The sequence below is a fragment of the Candidatus Schekmanbacteria bacterium genome (assembly GCA_016219965.1).
Taxonomy (GTDB): Bacteria; Schekmanbacteria; GWA2-38-11; order GWA2-38-11; family J061; genus JACRJM01.
Map to the genome: position 1 here is coordinate 229,639 of JACRJM010000004.1, position 20,237 is coordinate 249,875.

A 20,237-nucleotide genomic window follows, 5' to 3' on the forward strand; every position below is an offset into this window, starting at 1 on the left:
TTACAGCCCGCTTTCAGAAAGATCCTTCTTTCCTCTGAGTTTGTGCTCGGCAACTATAGATGCAAGACTCAATGTATGTCGGCTCAGGTTCCCATAGCCTGAAAAATCATTAAAAAGGAATTTCCTGAACCGTTCACTGTTGTAAAGAAGACTAAGCCAAAACCTGAAGTTCCCGTCATAGAAATATTCCGAGTATTTGAAACATTCTGAAAGCTCCTTTGAGAGTGATGATTTCTTAAATCGCACTGAATAATCTTTAAATGAGAAGTCTTTCTTCCTAATGGCCCTTATGATTTCTTCTGCTGTAAAACGGCCGTACTGGAGGCTTTCGGAAATCCCTTCTCCCATGAGAGCATCTATCCCTGCAGCTTCACCGGTCAATATTATATTTTCTGCTGATAGCGCTGAGGCAGGGTCATACAATTTTTCCACATATCCTGAATATATTTCTTCATCTGGGAGCAATCCCATCCTCTGGTGATAATCTTTTAAAATTGACCTTGCAGTCACTTCCTTTGCCTGCTTTCCCATCCATATAAAAATCCCTGTATGCCTTTTTCCATTTTCATTTGACGGAAAATTCCAGATGTAGCCTGCTGTCCCATAATGAAGACAGGTAAAATCAATAATCAAAGAATTAATATCATCATGACTATTCCCCTCTGTCCTGCATTTTGAAATAAGGAGCGGAGAAAGATTATTGCCATTTTTTAAAAAGGTTCTACGCACGGAACTTTTTGCCCCGTCAGCTCCAACAAGGACTGAGCAGGCATACTCATCCTTATCAGATTTAACGAAGAATCTCCCATTCTTCTTTTCTGCAATGCAGAACTTTTCTCCAAAATTTATCTTGAAACCTCTACTTACAGCCTCTCCTGCTAACCATGAATCGAACTGTGAGCGATTTACGACAATGGATGGATTCTTCTGTGGGAATTTAATCTTAAGATTACCATATGTGAATAATACTGAACTTACACTTTTAAAGCTGTTGCCTGCCGGCAGATTAAGCTCGTCTAAGATATTAAGCCCCGGATATGTTATTGCTCCGGCACAGGGCTTTTCCCTTGGGAATATCTCTTTTTCGAGAATGAGCACTTCGCCCGATATACCCGGAGCTATCTTCTCAAGAAAAAGCGCTGTCGATATACCTGCCGGTCCTGCGCCGGCTATGATTATTTCATACGACTTTTTTGCCATAAGGTATTTAGATAATCATTCTTCGCGCACAAGAACACCTATTTTCTTAGCCTGATTGAGAGAATATATAAAGAAGTAATATGATGTAAAGAGGAGAATAATGGTAATCCCGTAAGACTTGAAAAGGAGTTCCATCGAAAGGGAATTGTTAAGATAGGCATAGCGCATACCTTCGAATATGTATGTCGTGGGAAGACACTTTGAGATTATCTGCATCCACTGCGGCAGGCTGTCTAACGGGTAATATACGCAGCTGAATGGTTCGATCAGGAATCCGAGGCTCCATGCAAAGACCTGTATCCTAAGCCCGAATATGAAGATAAGGGCAGAGACAAATATCCCGACTACCCATCCGAAGAACATCAGATTAGATGCAAAGAGGAGTATCGCATAGATACCTATGTTAAGTATGTCAAAGGAGTATATGAGTGATGCAAGGAAAGCGAGGAGCGCGAAACTTATGATAGACCTTATTATGCCAATCAATGATATGGATACTAAAAGCTCAATAGGTTTTAACGGAGTTGAAAAGATATTGTAAAGGTTCCTGCTCCAGAAGTCTTCCAGGATGAAAGTCCCTATATCGGTCTGCGCTCTCCAGAAGAATGTGAAGAGAATCGCGCCTCCCATGAAAAAGTTAACAACCATTCCAGCATTAGGGAAATTCTTTATATAGCTGCTTGTGAATCCCCATATGAGAAGACCGACTACAGGCCAGTAGAAGATGTCGAATATCCTGTCAAGACTCCTGTATGAGAGACACCAGTATTTATAAAGCAGTGCCCATATCCTGTGCCACTTCATATCTCACCCCGCGATATTTTTATGAATATATCCTCAAGGCTTGCTCCTCTTGATGTTATGTCCTTCACCTTTATTCCGTTGCGCGCAAGCAAGTCAAGGATCATCTGCATGCTGCCGTCGCTGTTTTCAATTTCGATAGATATCGTTTCTCCGTTATACTCCGCAGTTTCAATACCATTAATTTCAAAGACTTTCCCGATATGCTGTGCATCCGCTGCCCTGATTGTTATGGTCTGGCGTCTTATTATTTTTTTGAGTTCATCTGCCGTGCCGGTTTTAATTATCTCCCCTTTGTTCACGAAAGCTATCCTGTGGCATAGCTCTTCAACCTCAGCCATGTTGTGGGATGTGAAAATCATTGTAGTGTTTTTCTCTTGCTGGATGAATTTTATGACTCTGCGCGTCTTCTCTGCAATGTCAGGGTCAAGGCCCATGGTGCACTCATCAAGAAGAAGAACCTCTGGGTCATTTATAAGCCCTTTGCACAGTGTCACCCGTGTGTGCTGCCCGGCGCTCAGTGTCTGGAGCTTTTTATTTTTGAGGTCGGATATCTCGAATATCTCGAGAAGTTCAGCGATTTTTTTGTCATGGTTTCTTACATTGTAAATCTTTGCATAGATTTTGAGATTTTCCATGACAGTGAGTATCCCTGTAAGTGAAGTGCGGGCTGCCACTATGTTCATCCTCTGGCTTATGTATTCGCGCTCTTTCGGGAACTCGCGTCCAAGGATGCTTATCTTTCCGCTGTCAAAATTAATCAGCCCGAGGAGGATGTTTATAGTTGTTGATTTGCCGGCGCCGTTGGGACCGAGAAGGCCGAATATCTCCCCCCTCCGAACATCAAATGATATCCCTTTCAGCGCCTCATCACCGCCGTAGCGTTTCTTAAGATTATTTATAGTTATTATTTTATCAGTCATTTATTTATGTGAGTTATGTTTTCAAAATCATATCCATACTAACTTTTTAAAAGAATATAGATAGAAAAACAAGGTTGATAAGTAAACAGTAGATATTTTATCTGCAGAATTTACTACTAGTCAATGATGGATCTAGATTAGCGGGATTTCCCTGACAGCTTCGCGAAAGTCTTCGCATTGTTTATCGCAACAGTAGCCTGTGCGGAAAGCGTTGCAAGCAGTTCCTCGTCATCTGTTGTGAATGCATTGAGACGAGTGCTGTCAACGTTGATAACGCCTATGATTTTATCTTCAAGGAGCATCGGTACAGCCAGCTCTGAACGGACTTCCCTTGCGGCTACGACATACTTGGGATTTTTACTTACATCATTTTCAATGATAGGTTTTCCGGTTTGTGCTACAGAGCCGGTTATCCCCTCGCCGATGTGCAGCTTGATCCGTTCAGATACGTCAGACTGAAGCCCCCTTGATGACATGATCTGCAGTATGTCGCTTCCTTCCTCAATCAGCATGATAGAGCCGCTTGTCCCGTTTGTAAGGGCGATTGCCTTGTCAACTATGAGGTCGAGAAGCTTTTGAAGTTCAAGCGTGCTTGTCATTGCCTTGCTTATTTCGCAAAGTGCTGTGAGCCTCTCATTTTTCTGTTTCATCTTCCTGTGGGTGTTTGAACTTTGTATATCTATGGCCGCGAGATTTGCGAGAATGCTCAGAAGCTTTAGTTCATTTTCAGTAAAGTTACTCCCATCCCTTTTTGAATCAGCAGTTATAACGCCGAACACTTCGTCCTGATATATTATTGGTGCTCCAATTACGTTTTTAACGTCTAACCCGGTAATAATTGTACATTCCCTGTTGTTCATAGCAGGTTCTTTATGCTTTGCTATATCGCCGACAAATCCTTCTCCAACATTGATGTTTGTCGTCTCAACGATTCTCTGATTCATAAGTCCGTTATACGAGGCGATTCTCAGACCTCCGCTTGTTTTATCAAGAAGGAAGAGAATAGAACGTTCGGTGTTCAGGATAAGGGTTATTGAGCTTGTAATGAGGTGTAATGTCTTCTCAGGCTCGGTAAAAGTGCTTTTCATCGCCTTGCCTATTTCGAGAAGCATTGTCGTATGGGAGTGATAAAAGTAATCCCGCTCATGGGCTGAAATAGCCTTTAACGGTGAATCACTTCTCGTTGCTCCTATGTTTTCTAAGAATTCTTTTAGTTTTCCCATAGACCTATAATTTTATATTGTATTCATCGCATTTTCTCATAAGAGTATTCCTGTGGATACCAAGAAGTTCTGCCGCCTTGCACCTGTTGCCGCTGGTGGTCTTTAGTACTCTCATGATGTATGCCTTCTCAAATTCTCTTAATGTCAGCCTCGCCTCAAGCACCTGATTAAGCCGCTGCGGATTAAAGGAAACAGAAGAGACGTTCTTCTTTAATCTTGATTTCAGCCCTGCGAGTTTGAACAGTTTTATGATCTGATTTTTTGTTCCTACAATGTTAAAACCTGCAACAGATGATTTGATGTTTCTCATCATCAATGCAAGGCATTTCAGCATCTTCTCTTCATTGTTGCGGATCTTCTTTATTTCTTTAAGCAATTTATCGCTTACTATCCTCTCATCATGTTTCCTGAGCGCTTCAAGCTCATGAACTGTCCGCGACGGATTGATGTTCGCAATGACTTTCACCTTTTTTGCCAGACCTGTTGCAGTAAGGGAATTGATTATCTTTGAACTGTAAACAGGTGATGTGAGGAAAAATGTTGCGCCAATCTTAATATCTCTTTCAAAGTGCCTTATGGTTGCTTCAAAAGGCTTTTCCTCGAAATCTATTATCGAGCCAATAAGAAATTCCATTTTATCGTGAGCCTTCCCGGCTGACATGCTGTTTATTACAGAATGCATCTCATCCACAGATATTCCTTTTTTGCCTTCAGAATCTCCCTTATAATTGAATAAGTGCGTGTTGTTTTCTGAGATGCAAAGATTGCGTATGCCAAGAAACCAGCTTGTCGTAACAAGAGAAGACATCTTCCTTTTGCTGTGAGAATTGCCGCAAAAATTAAATATTATATCCACTCCGGTATCTTTTAATATATGCGAAATGGCAAGCGAGGACATTCCCATGTCAGTGGTAAGATTCTCATTTATTATGATAGCGTCAACAAATGGACTGACAGATTCTGCGTATTTTAAAACATCGCCCGGCGATTTAAACTGGTTGAGGTTGATCTGAGTTGTGATGACAAAATTATCCTTCTTGAGCTCTTCTTCTAATGACATATAAGTATCCGGAAGTCTTAATATTAAGAGGTTACACTTTCTGCATAATAAATTTTACAACAGTAGTGTCAATAGATTTTTTGATTTATTCATCAATATTTATAAAATATAATTCATAGGATATTTAATGTGTTATTTATTCTGAAGAATGGAGGAGGGCAGATGGAACTGAAGGATGCAGTAAAAGGACGTCGGAGCATACGGAAATTCAGAGAAAAGGCCGTATCTAAAGATAAGATTGAGGCAATAATAAATGATGCGCTTTGGGCGCCTTCCCCTATGAACAGGCAGAACTGGAAAATATTCGTCCTTACAGGGAAAAGAAAAAATGAACTTATAAGTCTTTGCAGTAAGTCTTATGAATTTATCAGACCCCGTCTTGAAAAACTTTTTAAGCCATCAGTAGTTGAGTGGACAAAAAAATTCTTTGAGGATTTTGGCGGTGCTCCAATAGTTTTAGTTATATATTATATACCGTCAGGCGAGGAGAGCACCGGAGATCTTCAGGGGACAGCCGCATTGATTCAAAACCTTTTGCTCCTTCTTCATGCAGAAGGGCTTGCTGGATGCTGGATGACAGGTCCGATCCATGTAAGCGATGATATCAATTCGTATTTTGGGGTTGATGGGATGGAACTTGTTGCCGTGATTCCTGCCGGCTATCCTGACCAGACTCCGCCGGTGCCGCCAAGGAGGGGAGGAAATGTTGAATATCTGGGGTTTGACGAGTGAGGCAACACCTGCGTTATCGTTGTTGTTTTCTCTATTGAGACTATGATAAATTTTATGTGCGTTTGGAAAGAGCTCTGTTAGAGTTTCAAAGGATTAAAAATGGAAATAAAAAAAATCGGTGTTGCGGGGCTTGGTATTATGGGTTCCGGGATAACTGTGACAGCGGTGAGAGCAGGACTCAAAGTAATCGCTCTTGAGGTAACGGAGGAGGCTCTGGCAAACGGGAAACAAAGTGTAGAAGATTATTTTGCTCAAAGCGTGAAAAGAGGGAAGATGTCTGTGGCAGAGCGCACTGAAGTTCTTTCAAGAGTAAGCTGGACAACAGATCTAAGGGATATGGCTGATTCTGATGCCATTATTGAAGCTGTAAATGAGGATTTGAGTTTAAAAAGCCGCCTTTTTAAAAGGCTTAATGATGTGGCCTCCGATGCATGCATATTTATTACAAATACCTCGACGCTTTCAGTCACAAAGATAGCATCTGCATCTGGAAGGTCCGACCGCGTTATAGGAATACATTTCTGCAACCCTGCACCTCTCATGGAGCTTGTGGAAATCGCGGTAACACCCCATACCTCGAAAAGTACTTTAGCATTTGCGAAAGAGCTTGCAGAAAGGTTGGGGAAAGTGTGTGTAGTAAATGAAGATGCTCCTGGGCATATCGTAAATGTCCTGCTCATGCCTCTCTGGGCTGATGCTGTCAGGCTTTATGAACAGAAGATCGCAACCGCCGAAGACATTGATACTGTATGCAGGATAGGGTTCGGGCACCCCAAGGGCCCTCTTGAGATGATAGATATAGCAGGCACTTCCATAACCGCAACAGTACTCAAGAACCTTTATGAGGAGACAGGAGAAAAGCGTCAGCGCTGTCCGAGAATCCTGGAAAAGATGGCTTCAGCCGGCATGACAGGCAGAAAATCAGGGACTGGTTTTTATAAATATAAGAGCAAAGGCGCATTCGGGACTACCGATGATGATGAGCAGAAAGAAATGGATACAGGCGGTAAAACAGATGTTAAAAAACTGGGAGTTGTTGGTTTTGGCACGATGGGGATGGGGATTGCGCAGACTGTGTCTGAATACGGCATTGATGTGGTCGCCATTGACACTGATGAGTCTTTATTGAAAAACGGCATCCATCAGATAGAAAAATTCCTCGCAAGGAGGGTAGCCAAGGGGGTCCTGACACAGCAGCAGGCAAACGATGCAAGGGGATGTATCAAGACCTCGACGGATTATTTTGCTCTGGCTGCATGCGATCTGGTTGTAGAAGCTGTATTTGAAAAGCTAGAGGTTAAGCAGGATGTCTTCAGGCAGATAGAAGAGTCTGTCAGGGATGAGACGGTTATAGCTTCCAACACTTCCTGCATACCGCTTACAGAAATTGCGGCAGCGCTTAAAAAACCGGCAAGAGCGTGCGGTCTCCATTTCTTTAATCCTGTGCCGCTGATGAATATAGTGGAAATAGTACGCGCCATGCAGACTTCGGAAACAACTCTTAAAAGGGTGACGGAGTTTGCAAAGGCAATAGGGAGAGCACCTGTATTCTGCAAGGATATGCCGGGCTTTATATCTAACAGGCTTCTTATCCCATATCTTTTTCAGGCTTACAGGAAATTTGATGAAGGGCTTGCCTCTGTTTACGACATAGACCGCTCTATGGAACTTGGAGCCGGATTCCCGATGGGACCATTCATGATTTCAGATTTGATCGGTCTTGATGTGCTTTTCCATATCGGTGAGTCCATGTACCTTGAAACTGCCGACCGTGACTTTGCCCCTCCTCCAGTATTGCGCAGGATGATAGCCGCCGGCTATCTCGGCAGAAAGAGCGGAAGAGGGTTTTACGAGTATTGATTGACAATGTGTACGTTATGTATTGGAGATAAAAATAATGATAACAATAACAGCGTTTCAGGAAACAATTTATTTGCTGTCTATTCCCGGAATGAGAGAGTCTATCCGCAAAGGACTCAAAACACCCGTTGAAAAGTGCAGCAAAAAAATTAAGTGGTGATTTGGAAGGTGCCTCAGGACAAAAAATGGATGCCGCGGGAAAAATGGGATGCACTGGTGCGGGGAGAAACCTGCCCATTGTGTTCCGAGATATCTTTGGATGAAAGAACAAGAAATAAAAATGGAATAATTGCAGAACTCAGCATGAGCTGTTTGCGGCTTTCCATTGACCAGTCAATCGCCGGCTATTGCGTGCTTATCTCAAAAAAGCATGTTCGTGAAATTTATCATCTAAATAGCGAAGAGCAGCAGCTATATTTCAACGACATTATGCGTGTTTCCAGAGTGCTTGAACGGCTCTTTGCTCCTGCTAAGATGAATTATGAAATACTTGGCAACCTTGTTCCGCATCTGCACTGTCATATTAAGCCCCGTTACTATGGCGATGCTGCTCCGGGGGCACCGATTTACCCGGGTGACAATCCGCTTTATCTTACAGATCCAGAATACAATGAAAGGGCGAGGCTGATAATAGAGGCTCTTGCTGCAATATGATAGGGCGAAACGCAAAGAAAAATATTTTCTTTAACAAAATATCTTGCAAAATAGAAATACGATTTCTATAATGCAAGCATGATGCTTATAAAACGGTCAATTTCATCAAAACTGTCAAAATATCTGAGATTGTTTCCAATCGTGGTTATCGTAGGCCCGAGACAGGCAGGAAAAACCACATTTGCAAAAATGGAACTGCCGGATTGGAAATATTTCGATATGGAGAAGCCGGCAGATCACAGCAGAATATCATCAGATATCGCTTTTTTCCTTAATCAGTATGGTGAGCATTGCATAATAGATGAGGCGCAGACTCTTCCGGAACTGTTTCCAGCTCTTAGAAACCATATTGATGGCAGCAGGGGAAAGAAGGGTCGTATAGTATTGCTTGGCTCGGTCAATCCTCTTTTGATTAAAAGCATTTCAGAGACACTTGCCGGTAGAGTGGGATTTATTGAAATTCAACCGTTCAGTTATGCTGAAGCGAATGCGCTCAGAAAAACTGAGCTTGAGTCATTCTGGCTTTCCGGTGGTTATCCGGAACCGTTCATGTGGAATGATAAAGACCGTATAACGTGGATGGAACATTATGTACGAACATTCGTTGAAAGGGATGTTTTTACCTTGTTAGGCACTTCCTTTTCTCCTCAACAGCAGATGAAACTGCTGACTATGACGGCGCACATGCATGCCAAGCTTTGGAATGCTTCACAGACCGCTTCGGCATTTGGGACAAGCTATCACACTATCAATCGGTACGTCGAATTGATGGAAACTTTCTTTCTCGTGGACAGACTTCTTCCATATTATCAAAATGTCGGGAAACGTCTTGTAAAAAGTTCCAAGTTGTATTTCCGTGATACCGGACTGCTTCATTATTTGTTGAATATATCATCTCTTGAGACATTGAGGACGTCGCCATACAGGGGCTTCAGTTTTGAAGGTTTAGTAATCGAGCAACTAAAACGGAGGTATCTGCAAAACCCATCAGACAGCGCACGATTCTTTTTTTACAGGACATCTCAGGGAGATGAAATAGATTTTCTGGTTCAAGATGCGAAGGGTCTTCATGCTTATGAAATCAAGACATCTACCACTGTTGACACAGAGGATCTGAAAGGTTTTTCAAAAAGCCTTGAACAGTTGGGTTTAAAAAAAGGGACGGTAGTCTATTTTGGCGAGGAAGATTTCAAGCTTGACCGGTGTATAACGGTAAAATCTGCCACATCCCTTTTATTGTCATAAAGCAGGTTGATTTGCTTATTAATATTGTCACCCTATATAAATTACACGCAACAAGATGCCGTGCTGTATCAAGTCTTAGAGTTCTTTAATAAAACTCTAAATCCACTTCAACCTTTGCAAGGCTCCCAGTAATAAGTAAAAGCCCATGAATATGACAAAGATTGAAAATGCCAATCTAAGATATGGGCCTTTAATATTATTGGCAAAAAATGCGCCAATCCAGCCTCCCACGACCAAGCCTGCGGCAATGAATAATGCTGTTTTGAAATCAACATTGCCATGGCGGTAATACTCGATCACGGCCGCAATTCCCACGGGAGGAAGCATGATGGCAAGGCTTGTCCCTGTAGCTGTATGCTGTGAGAAACCGACGAGATAGATAAGTGCGGGAATGATGAGTATACCGCCGCCTATACCAAAGAAACCTGACGCAACCCCTGAAACAAGACCAATTGCTAACAAAAGGAAGGTTGAAGGACTGTTCATTCAATATCTCCTATTTTTTCATACATTATGCTCCAATGCCATTTATTTGTTGAAATTTAGTATTTGTTCCTTGAGGTTTCACTTTCAATCATTTCTTCTCTGCCTCGATTATAAAAAACATGTTCTTAAATTCCGTTGCGCTTTCGGTATAAGATGTATGTTCGAGTTCAGTTTCTTTTAAGAGATTTATCTTAAAGCGTGAAAAGTAGTCGGTCACATCTTTTTCGTCAAAGAAATGATACACTGCTCCTGCTATCCCTTCTTCGGTAAGTCTGAATGTTCTTTCTTCGAGTTTTTCTCCGTTCTTTTCTCCGAGATAACATAAGGTGTTTTTTACAGACCTTATGCTTGCAAGCAGCTTGCCTCCGGGCTTTATGAGCCTGTATAGCTCATCGATTGTCTGCCTGCATTCTGAAGACTTCCCGATGTGAATCACTCTCCATGCAAGTATAAGATCAAAAGTGTTGTCCCTGAACGGGACTGTCAGCATATTCCCCTTTACGAGTGATGCCCCCGAAGAATAAGAAGATGAATGAAAAGAAGAATTCGGAGATGAATGGGAAATAATATTCCGTGAAGAAAGGATTGCCTTGTCTGATATATCGATTCCAATAGTTAATCCGAACTTGTTCCTGAGAACAGGGATGTGTCTTCCAAGTCCGCATCCCAGGTCCAGCGCAGTTTTTCCATTGGGAAGAGTTTTTACGAAATTTAAAACATAGTTATCAGGTGAAGCGAGCGAATAAGAGCCGCTTTCAAATGCATTATTCCAAGTATCTTCCTCTTTCTTATCTGTTTTCTTATCAGGCTTCCGGTCATTGTATTCCAACGGATTCAAGTCCTTTCGATTGCTTCGATAATTGCCGGAAGGGCTGCACCGGCAGAAGCTTCAATTGTGATGTCCGCAATCTCAAGAGAAAGCGGTGTTCTTTCAGGATTTATCTCTATTATCTTTGCTCCGTTCTCCTTTGCCGCAACAGGTATGTCAGCCGCAGGGGTTACAAGTGCTGATGTCCCGATGACAAGCATGACATCGCATGACCTTGCCTCAGAGAAAGATTCCGACAGGGCTTTTTGAGGTATCTGTTCTCCGAAAAATACTACGTCAGGTCTTAATATACCTCCGCAGGCGCACTTTGGCGGAAGTGTTTCGCAGGATATTTCTTTTGAATTATATTTTCCCCTGCATTCCATACACAAAACAAATGCATTGGTCCCGTGGAATTCTATGACCTTTTTGCTCCCTCCGGCCTGATGAAGACCGTCGACATTCTGAGTTATGATTGATTTTAAGAAACCCATCTCTTCAAGCCTTGCGAGGCTTTTGTGTCCTAAGTTCGGCTCTGCACTGTTTATAACTGCCAATAGTTCTTTCAGCATTACCCATACTTTCCCGGGATTTCTCATAAAAGAATCTATATGTGCATATACCTCAGGGTCATACCTGTTCCATATCCCGTTTTTGCCGCGGAAAGGATCTATCCCGCTTTCCGCTGATATTCCTGCGCCTGTGAGTGCGCACATTTTTTTTGAGTTCTTTATTATTCTCGCGGTATCAGTTATTTTTTTGTCCATTTGCGTAATATGAAAAATTAAGGCGGGAAATTCTTATATGCAATTATATCATCCGGCTTTAAAAGCGGTGTCAGTTTCTTTTTTTGCCTTATTCCCGTTTTCGTCTGTTGGGAGTTTTATGCTGAATGTAGTTCCTTTGCCGGAGTTTGATCTAAAATCGATGAGCCCTCCATGTTTCTCGATTATGCCGTGGGCGATAGAAAGTCCAAGCCCTGTGCCTACTCCAACTTCCTTGGTTGTGAAGAATGGATCAAATATCCTGTCCCTGATTTCTTCACTGATTCCTGAACCTGTGTCAGATATTAAAAGTTCTACAAAACCATCTACAGGTTCATTAGTCGTGACTGTTATCTTGCCTCCTCCTTTAATTGCCTGAAAAGCATTTATCAGCATATTGAGGAAAACCTGGCTTATTTCCCCCATATTCCCATAAACATTCAACTCCGAGGACGGCATATTCTTTTCTATAGTCACTCCTTTAACTTCGAACTGGTGGTGAACAAGCTCTATGGTCTGGGTTATGCACTCATTGAGGTCAAAATAATTATAATCCTCTATGCGTGACTGACGTGAGAATGTGAGGAGGTTTTCTACTATATGCTTGCATCTTAGCCCCCCCTTTACGGCAGTTGAAAGCCATCTTGTCCTTTTTTTCTCTGATTCGAAAAGCTTTGTGAGCTTGGCTTTCAGTTCATCCAGAGAGTTTGCATTAGCCGCTGAAGCGGAGCAGAGCTCCATGAATTGTCCATAAGCCGCTTCATCAAGATGATAAAGTTCGTTTATATGTTCGAGGTTTGTCACAATCCCGGTCAATGGATTGTTTATTTCATGGGCTACGCCTCCGGCAAGATGTCCAAGGGCAGCCATTTTTTCAGATTGAAAGAGTTGCGCCTCGGTCTGCTCGAGCTTAATGAATGTTCGTTCAAGGTTCCTGGTCTTTTCCTGTGAAAGAATTGCGTTTTCAGTTGCTATTCCTATCTGGCTTGCAATGATAGATATGTGCTCTGCATCTGTCTCATCAAAGTCCGTTCCGTCTTTCTTGTCCATGCTGATTATAAGACCAATTGATTCTCCCTTTGATATGACTGGAACTATCATTATATTCGATACAGGAGGGAAGTATTTCATTAACTCTTCCCTGATGTTGACATTTACAGGAACGTCTTCGCTTGCCTTCATCCCGTTTTTTATAAGAGGCTGCTTCTGGCTTAATACAAAGTCTGCGATTTCTATATCTTCATGGTCTTTGTATTCGAGGAGTTTGTTTATGCCTCCGCCGGTACCGAAACGAAGGTTTAATTTTCCGGTTTCCCTGTCCATTATGAGTAATGTATGTGCCTCGCAGGGGAGAATCTCATTTATTCCCTCAATCGAGACTTTCAGAAGTTCATTCAACTCGAGAGTGGAGCATATCTTGTTGCCGAGCTGGCTTGTTTTTTTGAGTTCATTGAGAAGCTCTCTGTTGAAATCTGACACGTTTTTATATTTGGTCGCATTCCAGAGGCTTATTGAAAGGAGTTCCGTGATGCGCTTAAGCACGGTGAACACCCTGGGTGTGATCCGTCGTTCTTCTTCCCTGTTTTCAGTTGATATGGAAAGGAGTCCCGCAACTCTTCCTTCAAGTATTACCGGGAATATGGCTATTGAATTTATTCCCGCAGAACTTGCTATGCGTTTTATGGTCTCATCCGGATAATTGTTGAGATCCCCGATGTATATCTCTTTTTTTTCACTGCATATGTATTTCAGGACATCATAATCATCTATGTTCATTGTCGGGATTTTTTTTAGCAGGTGCTCTGGTATCCCCCTGCTTTCAATGTGAACGAGGAGATTTTCAGGAGTGATTGCAAAATAAATGCATTTGTCCACAGGAAGCTTGTTCTGTATCTCATCAAGTACGATGCGGATTATCTTTGAGAAGTTGAGGCTTGAGACAATATTCTTCGTGATTACCGATATTATCTCCATATCGATCTCTTTTTCTTTAAGCCTCTTTATTGTGAGATGCTCACGCTTTACAAGATTGTATTTGGTCATGAGTTTTTTTATCATCATGCTGAAATTCTCAATCCTGATGGGCTTGATCATGCAGGCAGCAAAGCTGTCTATCTTGAAAAAGGAACGCGCTTCATCAGCATTCACTATGTCTGTAATTATGACTATGTAGGATTCACTGAATCTTTTTCTTATGATTGAGTAAAATTCCTTTGAGCTGATATCGGGCATTGCATAGGGAATGACGTTTACAGCAAAGGGGCCATGCTCTTCTACGAGTTTCAGCCCTTCAGTGGCGTTAATGGAAAAGTAGATATCAAGGGCGTATTCGCCAGCCAGATTTTGAAGGTCTTCTTTCCACTGGTCCTGATAATCGCCGATTAAGAGGATGCGGTTATTCTCTTTAAACACGACCTCATAGGGAGAAAATTCAATTACACCGTTTAATGACGGTGATTTTTCCATTATTTGTCAGCCTTTCGTTGTATCCTGCGCGATGCGCGGTAATTTCTCAGAGCAATATTGATGGATTAAAATATCTGCCTCCAGCCGGAGTGTTACTTCATTTCTATCACTTTATTATTGAGAGATATTAAGATAGACGGGCTTCTTTGTCAAATAGTAGAAAAGCTGTGATTGAAAACAAGATAAAAAAAGGGAAGCCCATTGCTAAAGGCTTCCCATGATAGTAACCCTGTTGCTTATTCTTCGGCTGGTGCTTCTTCGTCAGCTGATGGTGCCTCCTCTTCTGCCTGTGTACCTTGCTCTTCACCCTGCTGAGGAGCTTGTTCGGTCATAGCCGGAGGATTAGTTGGTTCTTCTTTTTTACCGCAAGCTGTAAATGAAAAAAGTGATACAACGAATAATAAGCTCAATGCGATTGAAATAATACGTTTCATTGTTTTTGACATCTCCCTTTTTTAAGGTTATCTCTTAGTCAGCATACGCATTGCACAAGTAGATCAACTATAAATTCTATTATTTACCCTTTACTATTTCCAATGCAACTTTCTTTTTGCTGGCCTTAGTATATTTTATTTCAACTTTATTACCAGCAGTAATTTCACTCAAGCTCTTTGCGTTCTGAAATTTGGTTTTTTCATTTATATTTATTACAATTGTTTTTATTCCTTTTTTTGTTTTCTTTTCAACCGTCAATGTTTTTGCCGCTGCATCAACAGATTTTACATTTGCCGACAATGCCTTTGTTTTTTCTTCTTTTTTGCCGGAAGATTTGTTTTCAGCCGGGGCTGTTGGTTTACTCGCCGAGGATGACGGAGTATTCTTTGACGGTGAGACCTGATCTGCCGCTATTGCGGTTCCACATATTCCGGTTATAAAAACAACAGCAATTGCGGCTACCACCAGTTTCCTTGACATATTAATTACCCTCCTTAGAAAAATTCTCAGATTCTAAACTAATGTAATAACCTAATGATAAAATTATTTTGTGCTGTAATAGAACAGCATATTGAATGCTCAAAATAACTGCGATATGAACTCGTTTATAAACTACGGGTATTTTGTAAGTCAAGGATTTATAGGAATAGCAATAAAACAAATTTCATTTTATCATGCTGTTTATTTTTCAATATTATAAAAATCTGAGATAAGATAATCTGATGTTTAATAAATGAGATGATAAATGGGGCATTTGTTATGGATATTAAAACTGCTTCCACAATAATATTCCTCCTCACATACGCAGGGGTCGCCGCAGGTAATATTCCGGGACTTGCCTTAGACAGAACAGGCATTGCCGTGCTTGGTGCCATAGGGATGATAGTCACAGGCGCACTTGACACTGATGAGGCCATAAGGTCTGTTGACACGGCAACGATGCTTCTTCTATATGCGTTGATGGTTGTATCGGCTCAGTTCAGGCTTGCAGGTTTTTATACAAAGATCGCTTTTTCAATTGTAAAATACATGAAGAAGCCTGAGACCTTTCTTCTGATATTAATGGCGACATCTGCCATCCTTTCAGCGCTTCTTGCAAACGACATTGTTTGCCTTGCTTTCACTCCTATACTCTGCGTGTCACTTATCAGGGGGTCTTTAAACCCTGTGCCATTTCTTATCGGGCTTGCCTGTGCAAGCAATATAGGCTCTGCCTCGACGATAATAGGTAATCCCCAGAATATGCTTATCGGGCAGGCATGCCATCTTGATTTTGGCAAATTCATTTTCTGGTGTCTTCCGCCTTCAGCATTATCTCTGGTGGCTGCCTATTTCATAATAGTGATGATTTACAAAGGAAAGTGGCAAAGCAACTGCGGCTCTGTAAGTGAAAACTCAAGAGAGATATGGAATGAATACAACAGCCGACAGACAACAAAGGCTCTGATCCTCATAACCGTACTCATAATTCTTTTCTTTACGCCAATACCAAGAGAGCTCGCTGCTGTGGCGGCGGCGGGCATTCTGCTTTGCAGCAGGAAAATATCTACGCGCTCACTTCTCGGTCTGATTGACTGGCATCTCATAACCCTGTTTTGCGCGCTTTTCATAGTTATAGCAGGGATTGTGAAATTTAACGTTCCGCAGGATACAGTGGCTTTTCTTTTGTCACATGGCATAAACATCAATAAACCGGAGTTCCTCTCTGCTCTCACTGTTCTTCTAAGCAGCCTTGTGAGCAATGTGCCGGCAGTGATGCTTCTTCTGAAGAACATAGACCTTAGTAATGTTCAGAATCTCTACCTCCTTGCACTTCAGAGCACCTTTGCGGGGAACCTTGTGATTATTGGAAGCATCGCCAATATCATAACAGTTGAGCTTGCAAGGATTTATGATGTGAAAATCGGATTTAAGGAGCATGCGAGGACAGGCATTCCTGTCACTATTGTTTCTGTAATTACAGCACTGCTATGGATGAAGATTGTGAATTTGCTTGTATAGAGGATATTCTGTCAGCCTGATTAATCAAATTGATATTAATCTACTTTCTTTTTTTGGTTCTTTTTTTACCATTGATATTATCTTCATGAGTTGGAAGAAGAGTGCCTGCCGGAGAGACGCCATGCTTGCTTATTTCTGAGGCAAGATAACGTGCCATTACACTGTGTTTTCTTCCATAGCAGAAGTAAATTACTAGACCAATTGCGAGCCATACAAAAAGACGTAACCAGTTTTCCGCAGGAAGCGAGAACATCAGCATCAGGCATATTAATATGCCAAGTATGGGGACAAGCGGAACAAAAGGAGCACGGAAAGGACGCTCTGCGTCAGGGTTTGTCTTCCTCATTATCAACACGGCACCGCAGACGATGACGAATGCCAGCAGTGTCCCGATATTTACGAGCTCGGCCAGAATCCTGAGCGGGACAAAAGCCGCAAGCAATCCTACAAATATGCCAGTGAGTATCGTTGATTTCCACGGGGTGCGGAAACGTTTATGCACAGCACCAAAAAATTTCGAAGGGAGAAGCCCATCTCGTGCCATTGCTAAAAGCACGCGCGGCTGACTTAACATCATTACAAGAAGTACGGATGTGATTCCAGTGATTGCACCTATGGATATTAAAAACTGTGCCCAGGGAAGACCGACTTTGCCGAATGCGTTTGATACAGGGGCGTTGATGTTGATCTCGTCGTAACGTACCATTCCAGTGAGCACAGCAGATACTGCTATGTAGAGGAAGGTACAGAGGATTAATGATGATATGATGCTTATCGGAATGTCGCGCTTCGGATTTTTCGCTTCCTCGGCGTGAGTTGATATCGAGTCGAATCCTATGTAGGCAAAGAATATTATTGCAGCGCCTGCCATCATACCGAGGGGTTCGCCCCCTTTCCCTGTCTGACCGGCAACTGTTTTTCCGAAGAAACTTATTCCGGTAAGTCCGAATGGGGCGAAGGGGTGCCAGTTATCGGGGTTAACGTAGAACGCACCAACGCCAATCACAAAGAAAACTATGAGAACTTTAAGAATGACCATAGCGGCATTGAAGCTTGCGCTTTCTTTGATCCCTTTAATGAGAACCATGGTGATTATGGCAACGATTACAATGGCTGGCAAGTCAAACCCGTTCCCGGTAGCTATAAAAGTTCCTGTCTGGGGGTTATAATCAAATGGGGCATTGGCAATAAAACGGGGAAGCTTAAGGCCGAATACGCTTAATAAATCCTGAAAATACTTAGACCATCCATGCGCCACTGTGGATGATGCGACGGCATATTCAAGTACAAGGTCCCATCCTATTATCCATGCGAATAACTCCCCCATTGTGGCGTATGTATAAGTGTATGCAGAACCTGCGACAGGGACCATCGAGGCAAACTCGGCGTAGCAGAGGGCGGCAAAGATGCAGGCAAGCCCTGATACAACGAAGGATAGCATAAGAGCCGGGCCTGTAATGTCATGGGCTGCAACTCCGGTGAGTACGAAGATTCCGGTGCCGATGATCGCCCCTACGCCAAGACTTGTGAGCTGCACCGGACCTAAAATGCGCCTGAGCTGATGTTCTCCGGCCATCTCTTCAAGAAGTAGCTTAATAGGTTTTTTTATAAAAAGCTGACTGCCCATTTATTATGTCTCCGGTTAATAATAAAAAGAGTGCGTAATATAAACAACATTTGCAGCGTATGTCCATAGTTTTTTAGCTTTGTCATAATTGAAGATTGTTTATATTATAGTAAAGAATAATAAGTAAGGTATTTGAATATAGGTTAAAATAATGGCCGCCTGCTACCAGAAACTCTATGAATCCGGTGAACTTGGTGAGAGGGCAGAAATGCTTAAATCACTGCTTAAGTCATGCACCCTTTGTCCGCATAAATGCCGCGTTGACAGGACAAGAGGAGATAGGGGAAAATGCAGGGCGGCGATTAGTGCTACCATCTCAAGCGTTGGACCACATTTCGGAGAGGAGCCTCCATTGGTAGGTATTCATGGCTCCGGGACGATTTTTTTTACCTGCTGTAACCTCCACTGCATTTTCTGCCAGAACTACGACATAAGCCATCTTGATAATGGGACTGATGTTAAAGCAGATGTACTTTCATCGCATATGCTTAACCTTCAAAAGGAAGGTTGTCACAATATAAACCTTGTTACGCCGACGCACTTTGTCCCGCAGATAATAGAGGCTCTCGAAATCGCCGCCGCCCGTGGTCTCAATCTTCCCATAGTGTACAACTGCGGAGGGTATGAATCTCTTGATGTCATCAGACTTCTTGACGGCATTGTAGATATCTATATGCCTGATGCGAAGTTTGCAGAGCCCAAGATTGCAAAAGAACTTTGCGGAGTTGCAGACTATTTTGAAATTTTAAAGCCTGTGCTCCTTGAAATGCACAGGCAGGTTGGAGTATTACAAATAAATGAGAGCGGTATTGCAGAAAGAGGACTGCTCATCAGGCATCTTGTCATGCCCGGCATGCTTCAGGACACAAGGAGGATTTTGGAATTCATTGCAAAAAATATTTCACCTGAAACATATGTCAATGTGATGGGACAGTACCGTCCTTGCTTTGAAGCGGAGAATATAGGAAGAATTTCAAAATCTTTGGATTATTATGAATATCAGGAGGCTCTGAAAATAGCCAAAAGTTTTGGACTTGTAAGAGGACTGGAAAATTGACTGGAAGATCAACCGGAAAATCAAATGATAAACTGCTCCTGCATGTGTGCTGCGGACCATGCTCAATCTATCCTCTCGAGCTTTTGAATCTAAGGTTTAAAACCACATGCTATTTTTATAATCCCAACATATATCCGGAATCTGAATACCGTCGAAGATTTGAGACAATGAAAATTTATGCGGACTATGCGGGAATAAAACTGGAATATAATAAGGCAGGGGATAATTTTAATGATTTCATCTTTGCTATTAGTGAGAATAAAGCAAAGCGGTGTGAGATATGTTATATGATAAGGCTTGATATGACAGCGCAAAAGGCAGCTATGGAAGGGTATGATTATTACAGTACAACGCTTCTTTACAGCATATATATGGACCATCAAAAAGTTAAAAGCATAGGCGAGTCTTTAGGAGAGCTTCACGGAGTTGATTTTTATTATTCTGATTTCAGAGAAGGGTGGAGAAAAGGAGTCAGCTCTTCTAAAGAGATGGGAATGTACAGACAAAACTACTGCGGATGCATTTACAGCCTGGAAGACAGAGCAGAGAGATTAAAGATGAAAGAACAAAAGAAATCCGGACAAGGAGGAAAGTAATGCTTCCGGAACTTGGCAAAACACTTCTGATAATGGGAATAATACTTGCTGTCATAGGCGCGGTACTCATTATTTCCGGGAAGTTTCCATTTTTTGAAAACCTTGGCAAACTGCCGGGAGATATCCGCATAGAAAAGAAGAACTTCAGTTTCTATTTTCCAATAACTACCTGCATAATAATAAGTATCATCCTCTCCCTGATATTGCGTTTTTTCTTCAAAAAATAATGTATGTGTCAGGGATGACCCTCCTATTATTACCTTGATTTTAAAAGCCTTTGATGTTAGCAAAAAAGCTTT

The 20,237-nt window shown here is 42.0% G+C and carries 20 protein-coding genes; 8 read left to right on the forward strand and 12 right to left on the reverse strand.

Annotated features, from left to right (window positions below):
- The 5 genes from HZA77_06310 to HZA77_06330 form a co-directional block, all read right to left on the reverse strand.
- Entirely contained in the window at positions 1-1,200 is a 1,200-nt protein-coding gene (locus HZA77_06310) for an FAD-dependent monooxygenase (GenBank protein ID MBI5375029.1), read from the reverse strand.
- 15 nt (positions 1,201-1,215) lie between these two features.
- Positions 1,216-2,004, reverse strand: coding sequence for an ABC transporter permease (locus HZA77_06315; GenBank protein ID MBI5375030.1), 789 nt, complete (start codon positions 2,002-2,004; stop codon positions 1,216-1,218).
- Complete coding sequence (locus HZA77_06320; GenBank protein MBI5375031.1) at positions 2,001-2,924, reverse strand: ABC transporter ATP-binding protein; 924 nt, start codon at positions 2,922-2,924, stop codon at positions 2,001-2,003. Before HZA77_06320 ends, HZA77_06315 begins: the two co-directional genes overlap by 4 nt.
- A 137-nt stretch (positions 2,925-3,061) precedes the next feature.
- Positions 3,062-4,147: a GAF domain-containing protein gene (locus HZA77_06325; protein ID MBI5375032.1), complete on the reverse strand. Its 1,086-nt coding sequence runs from the start codon at positions 4,145-4,147 to the stop codon at positions 3,062-3,064.
- Positions 4,148-4,151: 4 nt separating this feature from the next.
- The gene (locus tag HZA77_06330) at positions 4,152-5,207 is read right to left on the reverse strand and encodes a methylenetetrahydrofolate reductase (protein ID MBI5375033.1); all 1,056 of its coding nucleotides are present in this window, start codon (positions 5,205-5,207) and stop codon (positions 4,152-4,154) included.
- Positions 5,208-5,369: 162 nt separating this feature from the next.
- On the opposite strand from HZA77_06330, the gene HZA77_06335 reads away from it, so the two are divergent.
- The 4 genes from HZA77_06335 (at position 5,370) to HZA77_06350 (ending at position 9,698) form a co-directional block, all read left to right on the forward strand.
- On the forward strand, positions 5,370-5,939 hold the full coding sequence (locus HZA77_06335; protein MBI5375034.1) for a nitroreductase family protein: 570 nt from the start codon (positions 5,370-5,372) through the stop codon (positions 5,937-5,939).
- Positions 5,940-6,038: 99 nt separating this feature from the next.
- Positions 6,039-7,799, forward strand: coding sequence for a 3-hydroxyacyl-CoA dehydrogenase family protein (locus HZA77_06340; protein ID MBI5375035.1), 1,761 nt, complete (start codon positions 6,039-6,041; stop codon positions 7,797-7,799).
- 153 nt (positions 7,800-7,952) lie between these two features.
- Positions 7,953-8,453 (forward strand): HIT family protein, encoded by a 501-nt coding sequence (locus HZA77_06345; GenBank protein ID MBI5375036.1) that lies wholly within the window; start codon positions 7,953-7,955, stop codon positions 8,451-8,453.
- A 78-nt stretch (positions 8,454-8,531) separates the two neighbouring features.
- Positions 8,532-9,698 carry an ATP-binding protein gene (locus tag HZA77_06350; protein ID MBI5375037.1) on the forward strand — a complete coding sequence of 389 codons (1,167 nt, stop codon included), beginning with the start codon at positions 8,532-8,534 and terminating at the stop codon, positions 9,696-9,698.
- 96 nt (positions 9,699-9,794) lie between these two features.
- On the opposite strand, the gene HZA77_06355 is transcribed toward HZA77_06350, so the two are convergent.
- The 6 genes from HZA77_06355 to HZA77_06380 all read right to left on the reverse strand — a co-directional run bounded on the left by HZA77_06355 (position 9,795) and on the right by HZA77_06380 (position 15,137).
- Positions 9,795-10,184: a sulfite exporter TauE/SafE family protein gene (locus tag HZA77_06355; protein ID MBI5375038.1), complete on the reverse strand. Its 390-nt coding sequence runs from the start codon at positions 10,182-10,184 to the stop codon at positions 9,795-9,797.
- A gap of 88 nt (positions 10,185-10,272) precedes the next feature.
- Complete coding sequence (locus HZA77_06360; protein ID MBI5375039.1) at positions 10,273-11,013, reverse strand: class I SAM-dependent methyltransferase; 741 nt, start codon at positions 11,011-11,013, stop codon at positions 10,273-10,275.
- 5 nt (positions 11,014-11,018) lie between these two features.
- Positions 11,019-11,759 (reverse strand): NAD-dependent deacylase, encoded by a 741-nt coding sequence (locus HZA77_06365; protein ID MBI5375040.1) that lies wholly within the window; start codon positions 11,757-11,759, stop codon positions 11,019-11,021.
- 48 nt (positions 11,760-11,807) lie between these two features.
- A complete protein-coding gene (locus HZA77_06370) occupies positions 11,808-14,222 on the reverse strand; it encodes a GAF domain-containing protein (GenBank protein MBI5375041.1) in 2,415 nt (804 codons plus the stop codon).
- 236 nt (positions 14,223-14,458) lie between these two features.
- Positions 14,459-14,656 carry a hypothetical protein gene (locus tag HZA77_06375; GenBank protein MBI5375042.1) on the reverse strand — a complete coding sequence of 66 codons (198 nt, stop codon included), beginning with the start codon at positions 14,654-14,656 and terminating at the stop codon, positions 14,459-14,461.
- A 79-nt stretch (positions 14,657-14,735) separates the two neighbouring features.
- Positions 14,736-15,137 carry a hypothetical protein gene (locus tag HZA77_06380; GenBank protein ID MBI5375043.1) on the reverse strand — a complete coding sequence of 134 codons (402 nt, stop codon included), beginning with the start codon at positions 15,135-15,137 and terminating at the stop codon, positions 14,736-14,738.
- 279 nt (positions 15,138-15,416) lie between these two features.
- Here HZA77_06380 and HZA77_06385 point away from each other — a divergent pair, with 279 nt between their 5' ends.
- Entirely contained in the window at positions 15,417-16,658 is a 1,242-nt protein-coding gene (locus tag HZA77_06385) for an anion transporter (GenBank protein MBI5375044.1), read from the forward strand.
- A 40-nt stretch (positions 16,659-16,698) separates the two neighbouring features.
- Here the strand turns inward: HZA77_06385 and HZA77_06390 are convergent, their stop codons facing one another.
- On the reverse strand, positions 16,699-18,285 hold the full coding sequence (locus tag HZA77_06390) for an amino acid permease (GenBank protein MBI5375045.1): 1,587 nt from the start codon (positions 18,283-18,285) through the stop codon (positions 16,699-16,701).
- Positions 18,286-18,436: 151 nt separating this feature from the next.
- Between HZA77_06390 and HZA77_06395 the strand changes: the two genes are divergently transcribed.
- From HZA77_06395 to HZA77_06405, 3 genes are read left to right on the forward strand one after another with little or no spacing between them, the layout of a single operon-like run.
- Entirely contained in the window at positions 18,437-19,342 is a 906-nt protein-coding gene (locus tag HZA77_06395; protein MBI5375046.1) for a radical SAM protein, read from the forward strand.
- Positions 19,339-19,938 (forward strand): epoxyqueuosine reductase QueH, encoded by a 600-nt coding sequence (locus tag HZA77_06400; protein MBI5375047.1) that lies wholly within the window; start codon positions 19,339-19,341, stop codon positions 19,936-19,938. The genes HZA77_06395 and HZA77_06400 overlap by 4 nt, the downstream gene beginning before the upstream one ends.
- Positions 19,938-20,165, forward strand: coding sequence for a DUF2905 domain-containing protein (locus tag HZA77_06405; protein MBI5375048.1), 228 nt, complete (start codon positions 19,938-19,940; stop codon positions 20,163-20,165). Before HZA77_06400 ends, HZA77_06405 begins: the two co-directional genes overlap by 1 nt.
- The last annotated feature ends 72 nt before the right edge of the window (positions 20,166-20,237 follow it).

What these genes read in the sequence shown, in the direction of transcription:
- HZA77_06325 (MBI5375032.1), bottom strand. Translation starts at nt 4,147, where the DNA reads ATGGGAAAACTAAAAGAATTCTTAGAAAACATAGGAGCAACGAGAAGT.
- HZA77_06370 (MBI5375041.1), bottom strand. Translation starts at nt 14,222, where the DNA reads ATGGAAAAATCACCGTCATTAAACGGTGTAATTGAATTTTCTCCCTAT.
- HZA77_06315 (MBI5375030.1), bottom strand. Translation starts at nt 2,004, where the DNA reads ATGAAGTGGCACAGGATATGGGCACTGCTTTATAAATACTGGTGTCTC.
- HZA77_06390 (MBI5375045.1), bottom strand. Translation starts at nt 18,285, where the DNA reads ATGGGCAGTCAGCTTTTTATAAAAAAACCTATTAAGCTACTTCTTGAA.
- HZA77_06310 (MBI5375029.1), bottom strand. Translation starts at nt 1,200, where the DNA reads ATGGCAAAAAAGTCGTATGAAATAATCATAGCCGGCGCAGGACCGGCA.
- HZA77_06340 (MBI5375035.1), top strand. Translation starts at nt 6,039, where the DNA reads ATGGAAATAAAAAAAATCGGTGTTGCGGGGCTTGGTATTATGGGTTCC.
- HZA77_06380 (MBI5375043.1), bottom strand. Translation starts at nt 15,137, where the DNA reads ATGTCAAGGAAACTGGTGGTAGCCGCAATTGCTGTTGTTTTTATAACC.
- HZA77_06395 (MBI5375046.1), top strand. Translation starts at nt 18,437, where the DNA reads ATGGCCGCCTGCTACCAGAAACTCTATGAATCCGGTGAACTTGGTGAG.
- HZA77_06355 (MBI5375038.1), bottom strand. Translation starts at nt 10,184, where the DNA reads ATGAACAGTCCTTCAACCTTCCTTTTGTTAGCAATTGGTCTTGTTTCA.
- HZA77_06365 (MBI5375040.1), bottom strand. Translation starts at nt 11,759, where the DNA reads ATGGACAAAAAAATAACTGATACCGCGAGAATAATAAAGAACTCAAAA.
- HZA77_06330 (MBI5375033.1), bottom strand. Translation starts at nt 5,207, where the DNA reads ATGTCATTAGAAGAAGAGCTCAAGAAGGATAATTTTGTCATCACAACT.
- HZA77_06335 (MBI5375034.1), top strand. Translation starts at nt 5,370, where the DNA reads ATGGAACTGAAGGATGCAGTAAAAGGACGTCGGAGCATACGGAAATTC.
- HZA77_06350 (MBI5375037.1), top strand. Translation starts at nt 8,532, where the DNA reads ATGATGCTTATAAAACGGTCAATTTCATCAAAACTGTCAAAATATCTG.
- HZA77_06385 (MBI5375044.1), top strand. Translation starts at nt 15,417, where the DNA reads ATGGATATTAAAACTGCTTCCACAATAATATTCCTCCTCACATACGCA.
- HZA77_06320 (MBI5375031.1), bottom strand. Translation starts at nt 2,924, where the DNA reads ATGACTGATAAAATAATAACTATAAATAATCTTAAGAAACGCTACGGC.
- HZA77_06375 (MBI5375042.1), bottom strand. Translation starts at nt 14,656, where the DNA reads ATGAAACGTATTATTTCAATCGCATTGAGCTTATTATTCGTTGTATCA.
- HZA77_06405 (MBI5375048.1), top strand. Translation starts at nt 19,938, where the DNA reads ATGCTTCCGGAACTTGGCAAAACACTTCTGATAATGGGAATAATACTT.